The sequence below is a fragment of the Pseudomonas sp. GM74 genome (assembly GCF_000282455.1).
Classification (GTDB): Bacteria; Pseudomonadota; Gammaproteobacteria; order Pseudomonadales; family Pseudomonadaceae; genus Aquipseudomonas.
In genome coordinates this window covers 1-18,802 of the sequence record NZ_AKJG01000064.1, presented here as the reverse complement: position 1 = coordinate 18,802, position 18,802 = coordinate 1, and the positions used below count along the sequence as shown (strand labels likewise).

Annotated in this window: 17 protein-coding genes; 9 read left to right on the top strand and 8 right to left on the bottom strand. The window is 60.9% G+C overall.

All coding sequences use genetic code 11. From position 1 onward, the window contains the following. Positions 1-131 precede the first annotated feature (131 nt). The 5 genes from epd (at position 132) to fba (ending at position 4,268) form a co-directional block, all read left to right on the top strand. Complete coding sequence (gene epd, locus PMI34_RS13405; RefSeq protein ID WP_008050248.1) at positions 132-1,184, top strand: erythrose-4-phosphate dehydrogenase; 1,053 nt, start codon at positions 132-134, stop codon at positions 1,182-1,184. A gap of 12 nt (positions 1,185-1,196) precedes the next feature. Then, complete coding sequence (locus PMI34_RS13410; RefSeq protein ID WP_008050246.1) at positions 1,197-2,360, top strand: phosphoglycerate kinase; 1,164 nt, start codon at positions 1,197-1,199, stop codon at positions 2,358-2,360. Between the two features lie 34 nt (positions 2,361-2,394). Next, positions 2,395-2,616 (top strand): hypothetical protein, encoded by a 222-nt coding sequence (locus PMI34_RS13415; RefSeq protein ID WP_008050244.1) that lies wholly within the window; start codon positions 2,395-2,397, stop codon positions 2,614-2,616. A gap of 56 nt (positions 2,617-2,672) precedes the next feature. Further along, on the top strand, positions 2,673-3,005 hold the full coding sequence (locus PMI34_RS13420) for an MliC family protein (RefSeq protein ID WP_008050243.1): 333 nt from the start codon (positions 2,673-2,675) through the stop codon (positions 3,003-3,005). A gap of 198 nt (positions 3,006-3,203) precedes the next feature. Further along, positions 3,204-4,268: a class II fructose-bisphosphate aldolase gene (gene fba, locus PMI34_RS13425; protein ID WP_007981624.1), complete on the top strand. Its 1,065-nt coding sequence runs from the start codon at positions 3,204-3,206 to the stop codon at positions 4,266-4,268. A 194-nt stretch (positions 4,269-4,462) separates the two neighbouring features. Here fba and PMI34_RS13430 read toward each other — a convergent pair whose 3' ends face one another. Then, the gene (locus PMI34_RS13430) at positions 4,463-5,131 is read right to left on the bottom strand and encodes a polysaccharide lyase family 7 protein (RefSeq protein ID WP_008050241.1); all 669 of its coding nucleotides are present in this window, start codon (positions 5,129-5,131) and stop codon (positions 4,463-4,465) included. A 322-nt stretch (positions 5,132-5,453) separates the two neighbouring features. On the opposite strand from PMI34_RS13430, the gene PMI34_RS13435 reads away from it, so the two are divergent. The 3 genes from PMI34_RS13435 to PMI34_RS13445 are packed head-to-tail and all read left to right on the top strand — an operon-like array spanning position 5,454 to position 8,445. Further along, complete coding sequence (locus PMI34_RS13435) at positions 5,454-7,577, top strand: putative bifunctional diguanylate cyclase/phosphodiesterase (protein WP_008050240.1); 2,124 nt, start codon at positions 5,454-5,456, stop codon at positions 7,575-7,577. A 45-nt stretch (positions 7,578-7,622) separates the two neighbouring features. Then, positions 7,623-8,111 carry a YgjP-like metallopeptidase domain-containing protein gene (locus tag PMI34_RS13440; protein ID WP_008050239.1) on the top strand — a complete coding sequence of 163 codons (489 nt, stop codon included), beginning with the start codon at positions 7,623-7,625 and terminating at the stop codon, positions 8,109-8,111. 37 nt (positions 8,112-8,148) lie between these two features. Beyond that, a complete protein-coding gene (locus PMI34_RS13445; RefSeq protein ID WP_008050237.1) occupies positions 8,149-8,445 on the top strand; it encodes a winged helix-turn-helix domain-containing protein in 297 nt (98 codons plus the stop codon). A 97-nt stretch (positions 8,446-8,542) separates the two neighbouring features. Here the strand turns inward: PMI34_RS13445 and PMI34_RS13450 are convergent, their stop codons facing one another. Further along, complete coding sequence (locus PMI34_RS13450) at positions 8,543-8,995, bottom strand: GNAT family N-acetyltransferase (protein ID WP_008050236.1); 453 nt, start codon at positions 8,993-8,995, stop codon at positions 8,543-8,545. 257 nt (positions 8,996-9,252) lie between these two features. Here PMI34_RS13450 and PMI34_RS13455 point away from each other — a divergent pair, with 257 nt between their 5' ends. Beyond that, positions 9,253-9,990, top strand: a complete 738-nt coding sequence (locus PMI34_RS13455) for a substrate-binding periplasmic protein (protein ID WP_008050235.1) — start codon at positions 9,253-9,255, stop codon at positions 9,988-9,990. A 139-nt stretch (positions 9,991-10,129) separates the two neighbouring features. On the opposite strand, the gene yccS is transcribed toward PMI34_RS13455, so the two are convergent. From yccS to PMI34_RS13485, 6 genes are all read right to left on the bottom strand, one after another. Next, positions 10,130-12,313: a YccS family putative transporter gene (yccS, locus tag PMI34_RS13460; protein WP_008050234.1), complete on the bottom strand. Its 2,184-nt coding sequence runs from the start codon at positions 12,311-12,313 to the stop codon at positions 10,130-10,132. A 263-nt stretch (positions 12,314-12,576) separates the two neighbouring features. Then, positions 12,577-13,755 (bottom strand): NAD(P)/FAD-dependent oxidoreductase, encoded by a 1,179-nt coding sequence (locus PMI34_RS13465; RefSeq protein WP_008050233.1) that lies wholly within the window; start codon positions 13,753-13,755, stop codon positions 12,577-12,579. Between the two features lie 180 nt (positions 13,756-13,935). After that, on the bottom strand, positions 13,936-15,273 hold the full coding sequence (dbpA, locus tag PMI34_RS13470) for an ATP-dependent RNA helicase DbpA (RefSeq protein WP_230853210.1): 1,338 nt from the start codon (positions 15,271-15,273) through the stop codon (positions 13,936-13,938). A 231-nt stretch (positions 15,274-15,504) separates the two neighbouring features. Next, the gene (gene mdtD, locus PMI34_RS13475) at positions 15,505-16,932 is read right to left on the bottom strand and encodes a multidrug transporter subunit MdtD (protein ID WP_008050232.1); all 1,428 of its coding nucleotides are present in this window, start codon (positions 16,930-16,932) and stop codon (positions 15,505-15,507) included. A 133-nt stretch (positions 16,933-17,065) separates the two neighbouring features. After that, positions 17,066-18,403 carry a TldD/PmbA family protein gene (locus PMI34_RS13480; RefSeq protein ID WP_008050231.1) on the bottom strand — a complete coding sequence of 446 codons (1,338 nt, stop codon included), beginning with the start codon at positions 18,401-18,403 and terminating at the stop codon, positions 17,066-17,068. After that, the coding region (locus PMI34_RS13485; protein ID WP_008050230.1) for a metallopeptidase TldD-related protein at positions 18,403-18,802 on the bottom strand (400 nt) is incomplete at its 5' end. The genes PMI34_RS13485 and PMI34_RS13480, both read right to left, overlap by 1 nt.

The window sequence follows — 18,802 nt, the reverse complement described above, 5'->3', positions numbered from 1 at the left end:
CCACAGGGGATTTGTTGTGTGACACAGACAGTGTTCACAACTCTGACCCAATGTGGGAGCGGGCTTGCTCGCGAAAGCGATAGCCCGGACGCCATCGCACTAACGGATTCACCACGGTAATCGAGAACCCCATGCCTCAACCGCGTCCTTACAAAGTTGCACTCAACGGCTACGGCCGGATTGGTCGTTGCGTCTTGCGTGCGTTGTTCGAGCGAGGCGAAAAGGCCGGGTTCGAGATTGTCGCGATCAACGATCTGGCGGACATGGCCAGCATCGAATACCTGACACGTTTCGACTCCACCCACGGGCGTTTTCCCGGTGAGGTGAAAGTCGATGGCGATTGTCTGCATATCAATGGCGACTGCGTGAAGGTCCTGCGCAGTGCCACCCCCGAAGGCATCGATTGGGCGTCCCTGGGCGTCGATCTGGTGCTGGAGTGCTCCGGCGCTTATCACACTCGCGAAGACGGCCAGCGTTTCCTCGACGCCGGCGCCCCGCGTGTGCTGTTTTCCCAGCCGATGGCCAGCGAGACGGACGTCGACGCGACCATCGTCTACGGCGTGAACCAGGATTGCCTGACTGGCGACGAGTTGCTGGTGTCCAACGCGTCCTGCACCACCAACTGCGGCGTGCCGCTGTTGCGCCTGCTGAACCAGGCCATTGGTCTGGATTACGTGTCGATCACCACCATTCACTCGGCGATGAACGATCAGCCGGTCATCGATGCCTATCACCACGAAGACCTGCGCCGTACCCGTTCGGCGTTCCAGTCGGTGATTCCGGTGTCCACCGGTCTGGCGCGTGGTATCGAACGCCTGCTGCCGGAACTTGCCGGACGAATTCAGGCCAAAGCCGTGCGGGTGCCGACGGTCAACGTGTCCTGCCTCGATATCACGATGCAGACCGCCACCGCGACCGACGCCACCGAGGTCAACCGGATCCTGCGCGAAGCCGCCACCAGCGGCCCGCTCAAAGGCCTTCTGGCTTATACCGAGTTACCCCACGCAAGCTGTGATTTCAACCATGACCCACATTCGGCGATCGTCGATGCCAGTCAGACCCGCGTTTCCGGCCCACGGCTGGTGAACATCCTGGCCTGGTTCGACAACGAATGGGGTTTTGCCAACCGAATGCTGGACGTTGCAGAACACTATCTGCAAACAGCAACTTCAAAAAAACCGTAGGAAGTGCGACCCATGACCGTGTTGAAGATGTCCGACCTCGATCTGCAAGGTAAGCGCGTATTGATCCGCGAAGACCTCAACGTCCCAGTCAAGGACGGTGTTGTCACCAGCGATGCGCGTATCCTGGCCTCGCTGCCGACCATCAAGCTGGCCCTGGAAAAAGGCGCGGCCGTGATGGTCTGCTCGCACCTTGGCCGTCCGACCGAAGGCGAGTTCTCGGCCGAGAACAGCCTCAAGCCAGTCGCTGACTACCTGAGCAAGGCCTTGGGCCGCGAGGTGCCACTGGTGGCTGACTACCTGGGCGGCGTCGACGTGAAAGCCGGCGACATCGTGCTGTTCGAAAACGTGCGCTTCAACAAAGGCGAGAAAAAGAACGCCGACGAACTGGCCCGGCAATACGCCGCCCTGTGCGACGTGTTCGTGATGGACGCCTTCGGCACCGCTCACCGTGCCGAGGGTTCGACCCACGGCGTGGCCAAGTTCGCCAAAGTCGCTGCCGCCGGCCCGCTGCTGGCCGCTGAACTGGACGCACTGGGCAAAGCCCTGGGCGCCCCGGCCCAGCCAATGGCAGCCATCGTCGCCGGCTCCAAGGTGTCGACCAAACTCGACGTGCTGAACAGCCTGAGCCAGATCTGCGACCAGTTGATCGTCGGCGGCGGTATTGCCAACACCTTCCTGGCCGCTGCCGGTCACCCGGTCGGCAAATCCCTGTACGAGCCGGACCTGCTGGACACTGCTCGCGCCATCGCCGCCAAGGTCAGCGTGCCGCTGCCAGTGGACGTGGTGGTTGCCAAGGAATTCGCCGAAACCGCCGCTGCGACCGTCAAGCTGATCGCTGACGTCGCCGATGACGACATGATCCTGGACATCGGCCCGCAGACCGCTGCCAACTTCGCCGAGCTGCTGAAGTCGTCCAAAACCATCCTGTGGAATGGTCCGGTCGGTGTGTTTGAATTCGACCAGTTCGGTAACGGCACCAAGGTGCTGGCCCAGGCCATCGCAGACAGCGCGGCGTTCTCCATTGCCGGCGGTGGCGACACCCTGGCTGCCATCGACAAATATGGCGTGGCCGAGCAGATCTCCTACATTTCTACCGGTGGCGGCGCGTTCCTCGAGTTCGTCGAAGGCAAGGTGCTGCCAGCCGTTGAAGTCCTGGAAAGCCGGGCCAAGGCCTGAGGGTCGCCCGTTTGACCAGGCAGGGAGTGTTGAAATGGTCAAGACGTTAGCGCTGTTGATCGTCGCGGGTTCACTGGCGGCTTGCGGGAGTAACCCGAAGGCCACTGCGGAACCGGCGCCGTCCGAGTCGGAAAAAGGCTGCTACCAGGCCGACTGGCAGGCCGAAACCAATCCGGTGCTCAACAAGCGCTCCGGGCCCGAGGGCCTGGACAAATACGAGACCCAGGCACCCGCCAAGGAACATGGCTGCCCTTGATGGGTCTGACTCATTACTCAGGGCTGGCAGCGTGCGCCGCCAGTCGAGGGACACGGATGAAAGGTTTTATCGCCGTTACGGCGCTGGCGCTGTTGGCCGGTTGTGCTCAGTTGAACCTGTTCCAGTCGTCCGTGCCTGTGGATAGCTGGACCACCTGGACCTGCGACAGCCAGGCCAAAGTGCTGTGGCGCTACACCGACGACAGCCGCAGGGAAGTCGACGTGCGCCTGGGCGGTGCCGATCAGGTCTACCGCCTGAAGCAGGAGCCGGGTGCATCGGGTTCGCTGTACAGCAATGACATGCTGGCGTTTCACATAAAAGGTGAGGAAGGCCTGGTTTACTGGGTCGCCACCAATGATTTGATCGGCCGTGGCTGTAAGGCTGGGTAACACGATTGATTTGACGTACAGAGATCCAAATGTGGGAGCAAGCCCGCTCCCACAAGGGTTCTGTGCAGTTGTTGAGATTTAGGCGACACCCAAATTCGCAGTCCGGGCCTAACCCCCGATCTGCAAAAACTTGAATAGCCGCCGCCGCTCCGGCAGGCTGGCACGATTAACGACCCTCAACCGGGAGAGACACACACAATGGCACTTATCAGCATGCGCCAGATGCTGGACCACGCAGCCGAGTTCGGCTACGGCGTTCCAGCCTTCAACGTCAACAACCTTGAGCAGATGCGCGCCATCATGGAAGCCGCTGACAAGACTGACTCCCCGGTGATCGTCCAGGCTTCGGCCGGTGCTCGCAAATACGCCGGCGCACCGTTCCTGCGTCACCTGATCCTGGCAGCCATCGAAGAGTTCCCCCACATCCCGGTGTGCATGCACCAGGACCACGGCACCAGCCCTGACGTCTGCCAGCGCTCCATTCAACTGGGCTTCAGCTCGGTGATGATGGACGGTTCTCTGGGCGAAGACGGCAAGACCCCGACCGACTACGACTACAACGTGCGCGTGACCCAGCAGACCGTGGCCATGGCTCACGCCTGCGGCGTTTCGGTAGAAGGCGAGTTGGGCTGCCTGGGTTCGCTGGAAACCGGCATGGCCGGTGAAGAAGACGGCATCGGCGCCGAAGGCGTTCTGGATCACAGCCAGATGCTGACCGACCCGGAAGAAGCCGCTGACTTCGTAAAACGCACTCAGGTCGATGCCCTGGCCATCGCCATCGGCACTAGCCACGGCGCCTACAAGTTCACCAAGCCGCCTACCGGCGACGTGTTGGCGATCGACCGTATCAAAGAGATCCACAAGCGCATTCCGAACACTCACCTGGTGATGCACGGTTCGTCTTCGGTTCCGCAAGAGTGGCTGGCGATCATCAACCAGTACGGCGGCGACATCAAGGAAACCTACGGCGTACCGGTTGAAGAAATCGTCGAAGGCATCAAGCACGGCGTGCGCAAGGTCAACATCGACACCGACCTGCGTCTGGCATCCACTGGCGCAATGCGTCGCCTGATGGCCACCAACCCGAGCGAGTTCGACCCGCGCAAGTTCTTCGGCGCCACTGTCACCGCCATGCGCGACGTGTGTATCGCTCGCTACGAAGCCTTCGGCACTGCCGGCAACGCTTCGAAGATCAAGGCGATCTCGCTGGAAGGCATGTATCAGCGTTACCTGAAAGGTGAGTTGAACGCCAAGGTCAACTAAGACCGGGCGTTAAGCTTCATCAATAAAAAACCCGCCGAAAGGCGGGTTTTTTTGTGGGCGATGATCCATCGTCGACGCGGTCAGTGTGGGAGCGGGCTTGCTCGCGAAAGCGGTGTGTCATTCAACGTCAATGTCGCCTGACATTACGCCTTCGCGAGCAAGCCCGCTCCCACAGGGTCAACGGTGCCTCGACATCATTGATTGTGATCGATATCCAGCTTGCTGAAGGTCACTTTGCCGCCTTCAGTGGTGTACCCGGTGTTGTCCTGTACATAGACCCCGGCCTTGAAGTACAGCGGTTTGTCACGCCAGGTTTCGCTGATTTGCGTATCCCATTGATAACCTGCCGCGCTGATGCCCAAGGCGCCACCGGGGCTGAGGTGAATGAGGTAGTTGAACTCCTGGTCGAGTTTCACCCCTGTCGCAACGATGATCACCCGGCCTGTATCGTCATAGGGATGCATACGGACCTTGGCGACGATATTGCCGGTGCCTGTACTGGTTTTGTATTGGTATTCGACCTTCACCAGAGGTTTCTGGCTTTGATAGGCATGGATCTGGCCGATGACGATCTTCCCGGAACTCGGCACCTGATTTACTGCCAGAGTGGCATACAACAAATTGTCGGCCTCCGGGTAATACCAGTTTTTCAACGTGCCGTTGCTGTAGGTTTCACGCAATTCGGTGCGCGGATAAATCGCGTTTTCGGTACGGGAGCCGGTCACGGGTGTCCAGAAAAACAATGTGCCGGTGTCGGAATGGAAGTATTGATCCTTGAAGCCATCCACCAGTTTGGCGGTTTCGACGGTGTACGGCGGGCTGCCAACGGGAACGCTGAGGTTCCAGGTTGCGAGATCGATCATGTCGGTTCTTCCACTGGGTTCATGCTGCACGGGCGTGCCAGAAGCTCTAGACCGCGCCTTTGGGGCGGCCTTTATAAGCGTAGCGGGGGATTTTGTTAATGCCCGTCTGACGGGTGGTTGACGTCAACATCCTGTCGAAATGCCATCTTTTCGGTTTTCATCGGACTGAGCATTCGACCGTTAGTCGGTAAAAAGACACAATGATTAAATGATGGCTCACTGACACCTTCTGCTTTCGCAGAACGGGGTCTAGAGTGAAGGCACAGTATTTGTCCGGTTTTCACGAGAAACCGGCCTGACACCCCGCAATTAGAGAAGCAGCATGGAATGCGCGCAACCCACGCCAGTAGAAGGCGGCTCAACCCTTTTAGTCGTCGACGATTACCCTGAAAACCTGATCAGCATGCGCGCGTTGTTGCAGCGCCAGGGCTGGCGGGTCATTACTGCCACCTCGGGCTTCGAGGCCCTCGGCTTATTGCTTGAACACGATATAGACCTGGTGCTGCTGGACGTGCAGATGCCGGGCATGGACGGTTATGAAGTGGCGCGCCTGATGCGCGGTAGCCAGCGGACCCGTCTGACGCCGATCATTTTCCTGACCGCCAACGAACAGTCCCAGGACGCCGTGATCAAGGGCTATGCCAGTGGTGCGGTGGATTACCTGTTCAAACCGTTCGACCCACAGGTCTTTACGCCCAAGGTCCAGGCGTTGCTTGAACACCAGCGTAACCGCCGGGCCCTGCAGCGCCTGAGTCATGATCTGGAAGCCGCCCGTGCCTTTAATGCGTCGGTGCTGGATAACGCGGCCGAAGGCATTCTGGTATTGGGGGAGGACGGTCTGATTCGATTTGCCAATCCGGCGATCTCACGGTTGCTCAATGCCCCTGTGCAGGAACTGCAAGGCAAGGAGTTTCTGGACTACCTGCAAAAACCGCATATCCCGATCTGGGCCGATTCCGAGTTGCTTGCCGGATACAAACGCGGCGAAACCCTGCGCCTGCACGATGCCCAGCTGCGAACCGCGCCCGGCCAGCAAGTGCCGGTGGCCTTGTCCTGCGCGCCATTGCCCGCCGAGCAACACGCGATGGTCGTGACCGTGCTGGACATGTCGGTGGTGCGCCATCTGCATCAGCAACTGGAATTTCAGGCGGTCACCGATCCGCTGAGCGGATTGCTCAACCGCCGGGGTTTCTACCAGACCGTAGAGAACCTGCTGCTGCGCGGTGAGCGATCCGACAGTTCCTGGGTCTTGATGTACCTGGATCTCGACGGCTTCAAGCGAGTCAATGATTCCCTCGGGCACGATGCTGGCGATCGGGTGCTGCGCTGGGTTTCCGAACAGTTGAAGGCTTGTCTGCGGCCCTTCGACATCCTGGCGCGGATGGGCGGCGACGAATTCACCGCGCTGCTGGATCTGGAGTTCCCCGAGCAGGCGGCGAAGATTGCCGAGAAGCTCATTGAGCGAGTGTCGATCTGTCAGCAGATCGACGGCCTCGATATCGCCCTGGGTGCCAGCATCGGCATTGCCACGTTCCCGGATTGTGGGGCCAATCTCGACGGGATGCTTCGGGCGGCCGATATCGCCATGTATGAAGCCAAGCGTGCCGGCCGCCAGCAGTATCGCTTCTACGATCACGAAATGAACGGCCGGGCGCGCACGCGGCTGATGCTGGAAGAAAGTGTGCGCACGGCCATCGAGAACCGCGATTTCAATCTGGTGTATCAGCCTCAGGTTGCGATTGCCGACGGGCGGATTCGTGGCTTCGAGGCCTTGCTGCGCTGGCAGCATCCGAGCGTTGGCGATGTCCCTCCGGGGCTGTTTTTGCCATTGCTGGAGGAAGCGCGGCTGATCAGTCGCCTGGGCAGCTGGATCTACCATCGCGGCGCCGGGCAACGCAAAGCCTGGGAATCCCTGTTTGCCGAGGACCTGGTACTCGGCGTCAGCTTGAGCAGTACGCAGTTCGGCTTGCCCAATCTGGTCACCGAGTTGCGCCAGGTGCTGGAGCGCCATGGCCTGCAACCGCATCATCTGGAAGTCGAGGTCACGGAAGAGGCCTTGACGCAAAACCCCGAAGAAGCCCGCAAGCAATTGCGCCTGCTGCACAGTCTGGGCGTACGAGTGGCATTGGATGACTTCGGGGCCGGCCCTTGTTCCCTGAGCCACTTGCGCGACCTGGCGCTGGATACCCTCAAGATCGACCGTCATTTGATCGCCCGGCTCCCGGAGTCGGCAAAGGATGCGGCGCTGGTGCGCAGTGTGATTGACCTGTGCAAGCAGTTCGGGATGCTGGTGATTGCCGAAGGGGTGGAGACCGTCGCGCAGTATGAATGGCTGCAAGCCAATGGCTGTGAGTATGTGCAAGGTTTTCTGGTAGCCCGGCCGATGATGGCCGAAGACACAGGGGCCTTTGTCCAGCCGTTTGACTGGAGCGCGCTGGCTCGCTGAATTCGCTACACTGGCGACCTTTTAGTGACCTGTAATGCCGCCCCGATGACCGCGTTGAAATATCTCCAGGCTTATCCCGCTACCCTGCAGGATCAGGTGCGCCAGCTGATCGCCGACGGTCGGCTGGGCGATTACCTGAGCCAGCGTTATCCGCAAAAGCACGGTGTGCAGAGCGACAAGGCGCTGTACACCTATGCCCTGGACCTCAAGCAGGAATACCTGCGTAATGCCCCGGCCATCGACAAGGTGCTGTTCGACAACCGTCTGGACCTGACCCACCGTGCCCTTGGCCTGCACACCACGATCTCCCGGGTGCAGGGTGGCAAGCTCAAGTCCAAGAAAGAAATCCGCATCGCTTCGCTGTTCAAGGAAGCGCCTTGCGAGTTCCTGAAAATGATCGTGGTGCATGAGCTGGCGCACTTCAAGGAATCGGACCACAACAAGGCATTCTACAAACTGTGCGAGCACATGCTGCCGGGTTATCACCAGGTGGAATTTGATGTGCGGGTGTACCTGACGTGGCGGGATCTGTAGGCGCTGCCGCAGGCTGCGATCTTATAAGGAGCATCAGATGGACGTGAGCAAGACCAAGAGCAGCTTCTACCGCCGGTTGTACGTGGCGTACCTGATCGACAGCGGGCTGGCCAGCAGCGTCCCGACGCTGACCGAGGTCACCGGCATGCCCCGGCGCACGGCACAGGACACCATCGCGGCGCTGGCGGATCTGGACATCATTTGTGAGTTCGAGCAGGAGGAAGGTGCGCGCAACCATGCGGGGCGCTATCGGATTCGCGAGTGGGGGGCGATTGATCGCGGTTGGATCGAGCGTAATCTGCGGCAGATCAAGGCGGTGCTGGAGTATCCCTGAAATCTTTCAGTGGTTTGACTGACGCCTTCGCGAGCAAGCCCGCTCCCACACGGGACCGCATTCCAGTGTGGGAGCGGGCTTGCTCGCGAAGAGGCCCTTACGGACGACGCATTCCGATATGCGGAATGCCATCCTCGACAAACTCCTCACCCGCCACGACAAACCCGTACCGCCTGTAATACCCCTGCAAATGCGTCTGGGCCGAGAGGTAGATCGGCGTTTGCGGCCAGCGTTCTTCAATCTGCTTCAATGCCTGCTCCATCAACGCATGTCCAAGCCCGGCGCCTCGTGCGTGTGGGGCAATGATCACCCGACCGATCACTACGTCCCCGCCTTGCAGGTCCGGGTCGAGCAGCCGCAGATAGGCCGCCAGTTGATTGCTGTCCCAGGCCATCAAGTGACAAGTGTCACCTTCCAGGTCCTGGCCATCCACGTCTTGATAAGCGCATTGCTGCTCGACGACGAACACTTGCGCACGCAACTGCAAAATGGCGTACAGCTGCTCCTTGCCCAGGTCACTGTGGTGTTTGCAGATCCAATCGACTGTCATGTTTTGATTCCCTGAAAACGTCGTTCCGATACTAAGCGCACTCACGCCAGAAGTCTTTATGGCGGGAGAATCTGTGACAAAGGCCAAAATGCCATCATTCATTTTTCGCGCGGATGTCTTCTTTGTGTAATCTGGATCGAAGCGCTGTGCTATGGCTTCGATGAGCTAATGTTGAGTACCCGGGCCTCGCCGGTACAGGGGCTTTGGGGTTTTGGCTGAAAACACGTCGGGCAACCCGCCCGCTAAGGATTTCTGGCATGCCGCGAATGCATCGAGCTTTTGCCTTGATTGGATTGCTGTTGCTGGTTCAGGGAGCGGCAGCGGAAAAGCTGCGGCTGGTCGCTGATGTCTGGCCACCCTTTACCGATGCCACGCTCGTCAACGGTGGTCTGGCGACGGACATTGTCAGTACCGCGCTCGCCAGGGCCGGCTATGCCAGTGAATTCGAGCAAGTGCCCTGGGCACGGGCCTTGATGGGATTGGGCGAGGGCCGATACGACGTGCTGGTCAACGCCTGGTACTCGGAGGAACGGACCAGGCTTGGCCAGTTCTCCGGCGAGTACCTGCTCAATCGCGTGCGCTTTCTCAAGCGCAAAGACGCGCCCATCGAATTCAACACCCTGCAGCAATTGCACACATATCCGATTGCCATCGTGCGTGGATACGCTTATTCGCCCCCGTTCGACAACGACGACTCATTGCAGAAAATCCCCGTGCACAGTTTCGCCATGGCGGTGCGCATGCTCGCGGCCGACCGGGTCAAGCTGACACTGGAAGATGAATTCGTCGCCCGCTACTACCTGGCCCGTGAGTCGCCCAAGGTGCGAAACGCCGTGGAGTTCCTGCCCAAGCCATTAAGCGAGAACAGCCTGCATATCATGGTCAGCCTGAAGAATCCCGAGCATGCGCGGATCGTCGCCGGTTTCGACCGGGAGATCGCGGCGATGAAGGTGGACGGGAGTTATGAAAAGTTGATCAAACAGCACGGGATGTGAGTGGACAGATCTGGGTTCTGCGCTGTTATTGATGGCCTCTTCGCGGGCAAGCCCGCTCCCACAGGGGTTCAGTGAGCGACGTAAATCCAGTGTGGGAGCGGGCTTGCCCGCGAAGGGGCCCGCTCAGACAACACAGATCTCATTCCTCACTGGAGTCCTTGATGAGATGCGCCGCCAATGTCCTCAACGGCCCCAACTGCCGGCAGATCAGCGCCAGTTGCGTCTGCACCAACCGCTGACCCTCATCGATTTCATCCGGCATCTGTTCCAGTTCATTGGCCAGTGCCTCTTCTTCATCGCTCTGAATCTCGATCGAACACTTGCTCGCCAGCCCTTGGGCGATTGCGTCGATGCTGGCGGCCAGTTTCGCCCCGGCCCCTTCGATCAAGTGCTCGCGTACGTCCGCCGGCAGCTGGGTTTCCCGGTGCGCGCCAAGGCCCGACAGGTAGCTGAGCAGCGTGTGTGACAGCACCAGGAAGCGGAAACCCACGTCCGCTTCCTTCCGGAAATGCCCTGGCTCCATCAGCATGTTGGCCAGCGTGGTCGACAGCGCAGCGTCGGCGTTGTGCGCGTTGCGGCGAGCCAGGCGGTAAGCCAGGTCGTCGCTTTTGCCCGCCGCGTATTGCTGCATGATCTGGCGCAGGTAAATGCTGTTGCAGGCCAGGGTGTTGGCCAGCACCTTGTTCAGGCGTCGGCCCTGCCAGTCCGGGAGGAACAGGAACACCGCCAGCCCGGCGATCAGGCTGCCGAGCAAGGTATCGAACAGCCGTGGCAGGAACAGCCCGTAACCGTCACCCACCTGGTTGAAGCAGAACAGCACCATCAGGGTGATCGCGGCCGTCGCCAGGGTGTAGCGGGTGGTGCGATTGGTAAAGAACACCACCCCGGCGGCAATGGCGAAACACGACTGGATCAGCGGGTTCGGGAACAGGTCGAACAGCGCCCAGGCCAGAGTCAGGCCGATGGCGGTGCCGATGATCCGCTGACCGAGTTTGCGGCGGGTGGCGCCGTAGTTCGGCTGGCAGACGAACAGCGTGGTGAGGATGATCCAGTAGCCTTGGGACGGGTGAATCAAATGCACCATGGCGTAGCCGATGCTCAAGGCCAGGGGCAATCGCAGGGCATGGCGGAACAGCAGCGAGGTCGGCGTCAGCTGCGTGCGCAAGCGAAGCCACACGTCCTTGAGGCTGTGCGGCGAACGGTCGAGCAGGCTGCTGTCGGTGGCGTCGGCCAGGGCGTCGGGGTTACTGGCATCGCTGAGCAGGCGGTCGAGAGTACCGAGGTTGGCCGCCAGTGCCCGCAGTGAACGCAGCAAGCCGCGCCAGGCCGGGTTGCTCTGGATGCGCAGGTGTTCGAGGGAGGCATCGAGGTCGCTCAGGGCTTCGGCGAAACTGGCGTCATAGGTGAACGGCTGGCGCATCTGGATCGATTCGGCCAGGGCCCGGCAGGCCTTGCCTTGCTGGCGCAGCAGGCGTTGGCAGCGGAACAGCACGTCGCTGTGGAAGAAGGCATCGGCCAGGGCGTTGTAAGGGTAGTGCGACGAACTGGCGCGTTCGTGGATGTCCTGGGCGAGGAAGTACAGTTTCAGATAGCGGCTGACTTTCGACCCCGGGCGACCGTTGCCGACCCGATGCAGGATGATCTCCTTGGCGGCATTCAATGCCGCCACCACCCGGCCGTTCTGCTGGGCCAATTCCAGGCGCCGCGCCTCCACGTCCATCTGCCGGATCGGCTCGAACAGCGAGGATTTGAGCTTCAGGTAAAAGCCCAGCTCGCGGAACAGGCGTGCCAGGCTCTGTTGCACCGGCTGATTGGAAAACAGCGCCTGCCACAACACCGAGAGCACGCCGTACCAGGCTGCGCCGGCCACCAGCAGCAACGGCTCGTGCCAGACATCGGTGACCGCACCGCCACGCTGGTCCACGCCGATCATGGTGTAGACCGACAGGATCAACGTCGCCGAGGCAATCGCACCATAGCGCTCGCCCAAGGCGCCGAGCATGGTCAGGCAGAACGCGGCCAGGGCGAAGGCGATGATAAACAGCGAGGGGTAGGGAAAGAGCAGTTCGACGGAAAGGGCGGCAACCGCGAAACACACCAGCGTCACGGCCAGCGCGTTGAGACGGCCCTGCCAGCTGTCGTCGGTCTCGGCCAGGGCACTGGCGATAATCCCCAGGAACAACGGGATCAACAGGCCCATTTCATCCTGATACCAACACAGCGCCATGGTGCCGGTCAGGGCAATGAATACCCGCACGCTGTAGCTGAATTTATCCAGCGCCCAAAGGCGACGCAGAGACTGGCGGAACGAAGTCGATGACATGAAATGCGAAGGCCTTCCGAGGCAATGACGCTAAATTGAGCCACTAATGACGCCGACGCAATGGCGCCGATCACATCAGGCAGCAAAATCTGTTCCTTTGAGCATTGGTGATCTGGGTTGATCACAAGTTTTGTGGCTGACCGAGAAACCTGTGGGAGCGAGCTTGCTCGCGATGGCGGCCTGTCAAACAACATCTATTTTGAATGTGCGGGCCTCATCGCGAGCAAGCTCGCTCCCACAGGGGGATTGTGTAGGTTTCTGGATCAGACGTACTGCGCAGCCGCGTAGCCCGAAGCCCACGCCCACTGGAAGTTGAACCCGCCCAGATGCCCGGTCACGTCCAGCACTTCACCGATAAAGTACAGCCCCGGGCTTTTCAGCGATTCCATGGTCTTGGACGACACTTCATTGGTGTTGACGCCGCCCAGGGTCACTTCGGCGGTGCGATAGCCTTCGGTGCCGGCGGGCACGACTTTCCAGCTCGCCAGTTTCTCCGCGATATCGGCCAGTTCCGCGTGGGTGTACTGCTTCATCGGTTTGGAGACGAACCAGTTGTCCGCCAGCAGGTTGGCCATCTTCTTGGTGAAGATTTCACCGAGCAGGGTTTTCAGCTCGCTGTTGGGGCGTTCGGCCTGTTGCTGTTGCAGCCAGCTCGGTACGTCGTGATCCGGCAGCAGGTTGATCTCGACGGTATCGCCGGATTCCCAGAACGACGAGATCTGCAAAATCGCCGGGCCGCTGAGGCCGCGGTGGGTGAAGAGGATGTTCTCGCGAAAGCTCTGGTCGTTGCAGCTCACCAGGCAATCCACCGACGTACCGGACAGCTCAGTGCACAAGGCCTTGAGCTGATCGGTGATGGTGAATGGCACCAGGCCGGCGCGAGTCGGCAGCAGCTCGTGGCCGAACTGCCTGGCCACCTGGTAGCCGAAACCGGTGGCGCCCAGGGTCGGGATCGACAGGCCGCCGGTGGCGATCACCAGGGATTCACAGGTGATTTGGCCGAGCGTAGTGTCCAGCAAATAGCCCTGCTCGAGTTTCTCGATGGTCTGGATCGAGGTGTCCAGGTGCAGGCTGACGCCGACCTGATCGCACTCGTTGAGCAGCATCTCGAGGATGTCGCTGGATTTGTTATCGCAGAACAGCTGACCGAGTTTTTTCTCGTGGTACGGCACGCCGTGCTTGGCCACCATGCCGATGAAGTCCCACTGGGTATAACGGGCCAGGGCGGATTTGCAGAAGTGCGCGTTCTGCGAGAGGAAATTGCCCGGTTCTGTGTACATGTTGGTGAAATTGCAGCGGCCACCGCCCGACATCAGGATTTTCTTGCCGGCCTTGTTGGCATGGTCGAGCAACAACACCTTGCGCCCGCGCCCGGCGGCAGTCAGTGCACACATCAACCCTGCGGCGCCAGCGCCAATGATCACGACTTCGGTAGAGCGCAAAACGGTGTCCTCTCAGTGTTCACCACAAAACAAACTGTGGGAGCGGGCTTGCTCCGGGCGGCGTTCCGACGAAAGCGGTGTATCAGTCACCAAATAGATCGACTGACAGATTGCATTCGTCGGAACGCCGCCCGGAGCAAGCCCGCTCCCACAGGGGATCTTCGTTGGTTGGAAGATCGTTTACAAAATGCGAACGCGCAACGAACGGCCCTTGATCTTGCCGTCGTTCAAACGCTGCAAGGCCTGCTTGGCGACGCCGCGCTCCACGGCCACATAGGCCTGGAAGTCGAATATCGCGATCTTGCCGACCTGGGCACCGGGGATGCCGGCGTCACCGGTCAGTGCGCCAAGAATGTCGCCTGGACGAACCTTGTCCTTGCGGCCGGCAGCGATGCACAGGGTGCTCATCTGCGGCAACAGCGGACCACCACCCTTGGAAGTGAGGTTGTCCACCTGATCCCAGGTCAATGGTGTCTTCTGCAATTGCTCGATAGCCTGGGCGCGCTGCGCTTCGGACGGCGCCACCAGGCTGATCGCCAGGCCTTTCTCTCCGGCGCGACCAGTACGGCCGACACGGTGAATGTGGATTTCCGAATCACGGGCCAGCTCGACGTTGATCACCATGTCCAGCGAGTCGATGTCGAGGCCGCGGGCGGCGACGTCTGTCGCCACCAGCACCGAAGTACTGCGGTTGGCGAACATCGCCAGCACCTGGTCGCGGTCACGCTGTTCCAGATCGCCGTGCAGGCCGACGGCGGAAATGCCTTTGGCGGTCAGGTGATCGACGGTTTCCTGAACCTGCTGCTTGGTGAAGCAGAAGGCCACACAGGAGGCCGGGCGGAAGTGGCCAAGTACCTTGGTCACCGCGCTCATGCGGTCATCCGGGGAAATCTCGTAGAAGCGCTGCTCGATCTGCGTGTCGTCGTGGAACGCCTCGGCCTTCACCTGCTGCGGGTTGCGCATGAACTTCGAGGCCAACTGCTTGATGCCTACCGGGTAGGTGGCGGAGAACAGAAGGGTCTGGCGGCGCTCCGGTGCCTGCATGATGATTTCTTCGATGGAATCGTAGAAACCCATGTCGAGCATGCGGTCGGCTTCGTCGAGGATCAGGGTGTTCAGGCCGTGGAGTACCAGCGAACCCTTGCGCAGGTGCTGCTGGATGCGCCCCGGGGTGCCGACGATGATGTGCGCGCCGTGTTCCAGCGAAGCGATCTGCGGGCCGAGGGACACGCCGCCGCACAGGGTCAGGACCTTGATGTTGTCTTCGGCACGGGCCAGGCGACGGATTTCCTTGGCGACCTGATCAGCCAGCTCGCGGGTCGGGCACAGGATCAGCGCCTGGCAACCGAAGTAACGCGGATTGATCGGGTTCAGCAGGCCGATGCCGAAGGCGGCGGTCTTGCCGCTGCCGGTCTTGGCCTGGGCGATCAGGTCCATCCCCTTGAGGATCACCGGCAAGCTTTGCGCCTGGATCGGCGTCATCTGGGCATAACCGAGGGAGTCGAGGTTAGCCAGCATGGCGGCGGACAGGGGCAAAGTATTAAATTCGGTGGCGATGGTGGTCACGGGACTGGCCTGCAAAACAAAATGTCGCGCAGTGTACCAGTCCCGTGCTCTTCACCTGCAAATTCTGGACGAATAGTCGTAGCAGCTGCCGAGGCACGAGGCTGCGTTGCGTGTCCGCAGGACCGCCCTCCGGGGGCCGCTACGCAGCCCGACGCAGCCTCGTGCCTCGGCAGCTGCTACAAGTCAGTGCTCGATATCGTGCTCACGGCTGGCCATCCGTCGGCCATCCTTTGGTGAAAGTTGCGAGAAGATGGTTGCAGCCAACATGGCCATGATCCCGACAGTCACAAACGTCAGCTGGAATGCGCCCAGCACCGTCTCCACGCCATCATTACCAATCTCCGCCGTAAAGCCACCGAGCAATGCGCCGGCGCACGCAACGCCCAGGCTCAGGGACAATTGCGCGACCACCGACAGCAGGCTGTTGCCGCTGCTGGCGCTGGCATCGTCGAGGTCGATCAGGGTCACGGTGTTCATCGCGGTGAACTGCAAGGAGTTGATCGCGCCAAGGATCGCCAGCAGGCACAGCAGCAGCCAGTACGGCGTCTGTTCGCTGACCAGGCCCATGCTCGCCAGCATGATCCCCAGCGCCAGGGTGTTGCCGGTGAGCACGATGCGGTAACCCAGGCGTTCGATCAACGGCCGCGCCACCCACTTGGCGATCATCGCCGCCGCCGCCAGCGGCAGCATGCTCATCCCGGCCTGGGACGGCGAATAGCCCAGCGCCACTTGCAGCAACAACGGCACCAGAAAGGGCAGGGCGCCGCTGCCGAGGCGTGCGAACAGGTTGCCGAGAATGCCCACGGCAAAGGTCCTGGTCTTGAACAGCGACGGCGCGAACAACGGGTTCTCGATATGCCCGGCACGCAGCCAGTATGCCGCCAGGCACGCCATGCCACCGAACAGCAGCAGCATCACCCGCAGGTGCGGCAGGTGCAATTCACCCAGGCCTTCCATGGCGATGGTGATCAGAATCATCGCCGCGCCGAACAGCACGAAGCCCAGGCTATCGAAGCGCGTGCGTTCGGAACCGCGCAGGTCCGGGATGAATTTCCACACAGCGTAGCAACCGACCAGCCCCACCGGCAGGTTGATCAGAAAGATCCAGTGCCAGGTCAGGTATTGCACCATCCAGCCGCCCATCGTCGGGCCGATCAAGGGGCCGAGCAGCCCGGGAATGGTGATGAAGCCCATGATCCGCACCAGTTCCGAACGCGGATAGGCGCGCAACACCACCAACCGCCCAACCGGCAACATCAACGCGCCGCCCAGGCCCTGGATCACCCGGGCCCCGATCAGCATGCTCAGGCTGCTCGACAATGCGCAGAGCAGCGAGCCGAGGCTGAACAGCAGAATCGCACTGAAGAAAATTTTACGGGTGCCGAAGCGATCGGCGATCCAGCCGGACGCAGGAATCAGCAAGGCGACCGTGAGCATGTAGGCGATGATCACGCCCTGCATGCGCAATGGATCTTCGGCCAGGTCCCGGGCCATGGCGGGCAGGGCGGTGTTGAGGATAGTCCCGTCGAGGGACTGCATGAAGAAGGCAATGGCGACGACCCAGGGTATCCAGCGGGCGGTCACAGCGTCGAGAGGCGGGCGGTTGGGCATGGGACCTCTTGTGGTGGTCAGGTAACCGGACCCTGTGGGAGCGGGCTTGCCCGCGAAGAGGTCGTCACATCCAACATCAAGGTCGACTGACCTACCGCTTTCGCGGGCAAGCCCGCTCCCACAGGTATTGTGTTTACAGTGTCAGGGTCAATCGGCTGACCAGCGCCCCCGGCAACAACGCCGAAGCCGTCGCCCGCTGGCTGTAGGTACTCGCCGACAGCAATAACTCCCGCTCTGCGGTCAACGCTTCCAGTTGCGAACCGAGCAGACTGAAGGCGCTGTCATCGAAACGCATGGTGTTGACCGGCGCCTGAATCTCTCCGTTCTCGACCCAGAATGTGGCAAACCGGGTCATGCCGGTCAGGCGTGCGGCCGGTTGATCCGAGAAGTTCAGGTACCACAGGTTGCTGATGTACAGCCCCGTGCCCAGTTGCTTGAGGATGTCTGCGTCAGGCAATGCCCCGGCCTTCATGTTCAACGCGCTCGGTGATTCACCGCCGCTGGCGCCATTGGCGGTCAAGCCGTATTCGGCAGCACTGCGCGAGCCGACCAGTCGTGCCCCGGCCTTGCCGTCGACGATCAACCCCAGATCGCTGCGCGGGTAACCCTCATCGGAAAACGCCGGGCTCAGCGACCCGCTGACTTTTTCATCCAGCGAGACCAGCGGGCTGAACGCGCTATCGCCACCGTAGAGCTTTTGCAGCGGGCTGCTTTTGCTGGCAATCGACTGTGCCGAGAAACCGCCCCAGCACAGCATGCCCATGATTTCTTCCAGCGCCGCCGGTGCCAGGTAGGCGCGGTACTGGCCGGGCGGCAAAGTGCGCAGCGGCCGGCCCAGAAATTCAAGCTGCTCGCGGGCTTGCTGGAAGCGTCTGGCAAAGCCTTCGCTGTTCCAGTCGTGCCCGGCGTAGCTGGCTTTCACGGCCTGGCCGTTCTCGTGGAACAGGCTGAAGTCGAAGTTGAAACTGTTGGCCTGATGCCAGCCGAAGGCGCCCGAAGAACTGGCAAAGCCACGGCTGATCGGCCCGGCAGCGTAGAACCCGACAAGATCCAGGCCTTCGGCGGCCTGGGTGATTTGCTCTACCACCTGTTCGGTGTCCGGCAGCGGATGCGACTGCACGTTGTTGCTCTGCCAGCCGTTGTAGTTGAGCAGCAAGTAAGGATCCTGAGGCAGCAGCGGCAAGGTTTCCCGCAGCTGTTGCAGGCCTTCGGTCAAACGTTGCAGATCAACCTGGGGATCGCCGGCCAGGGTGATGTTCAGGTCGGCATGGCGGCCTTCGTTGATCAGTTTCAGGCCGATACTCGCCTGCTGCACCTGACCGGCCTGGCGCACCTTGGCGTGGTTGAAGCGCACGAAGGCCGACGACTCGGCGGCGTAGCTGAGGGTGAACTGCTCGGGCTCGTGAAGCGCTGCACGCAGGCTGTTGACCAACGCCTTGAACGACTCGGCCTGGCTTTTTGAAGGATTCATCAGGCGTCTCCTCCGAATACATCAACGTTGCTGAACACGCAGGCCGGCGACGCGTGGCCGACGCGGATCACCTGGTTCGGTTCGCCCTTGCCGCAGTTCGGTGTGCCGAGGACCTTGAAGGTACTGGCATCGCCGACAGCGCTGAGGCTTTTCCAGAACTGTGCGGAGATGCCCCTGTAATTGGGATTCTTCACCACGCCCTTGAGTTCTCCGTTTTCGATCAGTTGGCCCCACTCGCAGCCGAACTGGAATTTGTTGCGCGCATCATCGATCGACCATGAACGGTTGGTCGACATCAGCACGCCGTGTTCGATGCCGCCGATCAACTGCTCGATGGACTGATCGCCCGGCTCGATGTTGAGGTTGGCCATGCGGTCGATCGGCGGGGGGTTCCAGCCG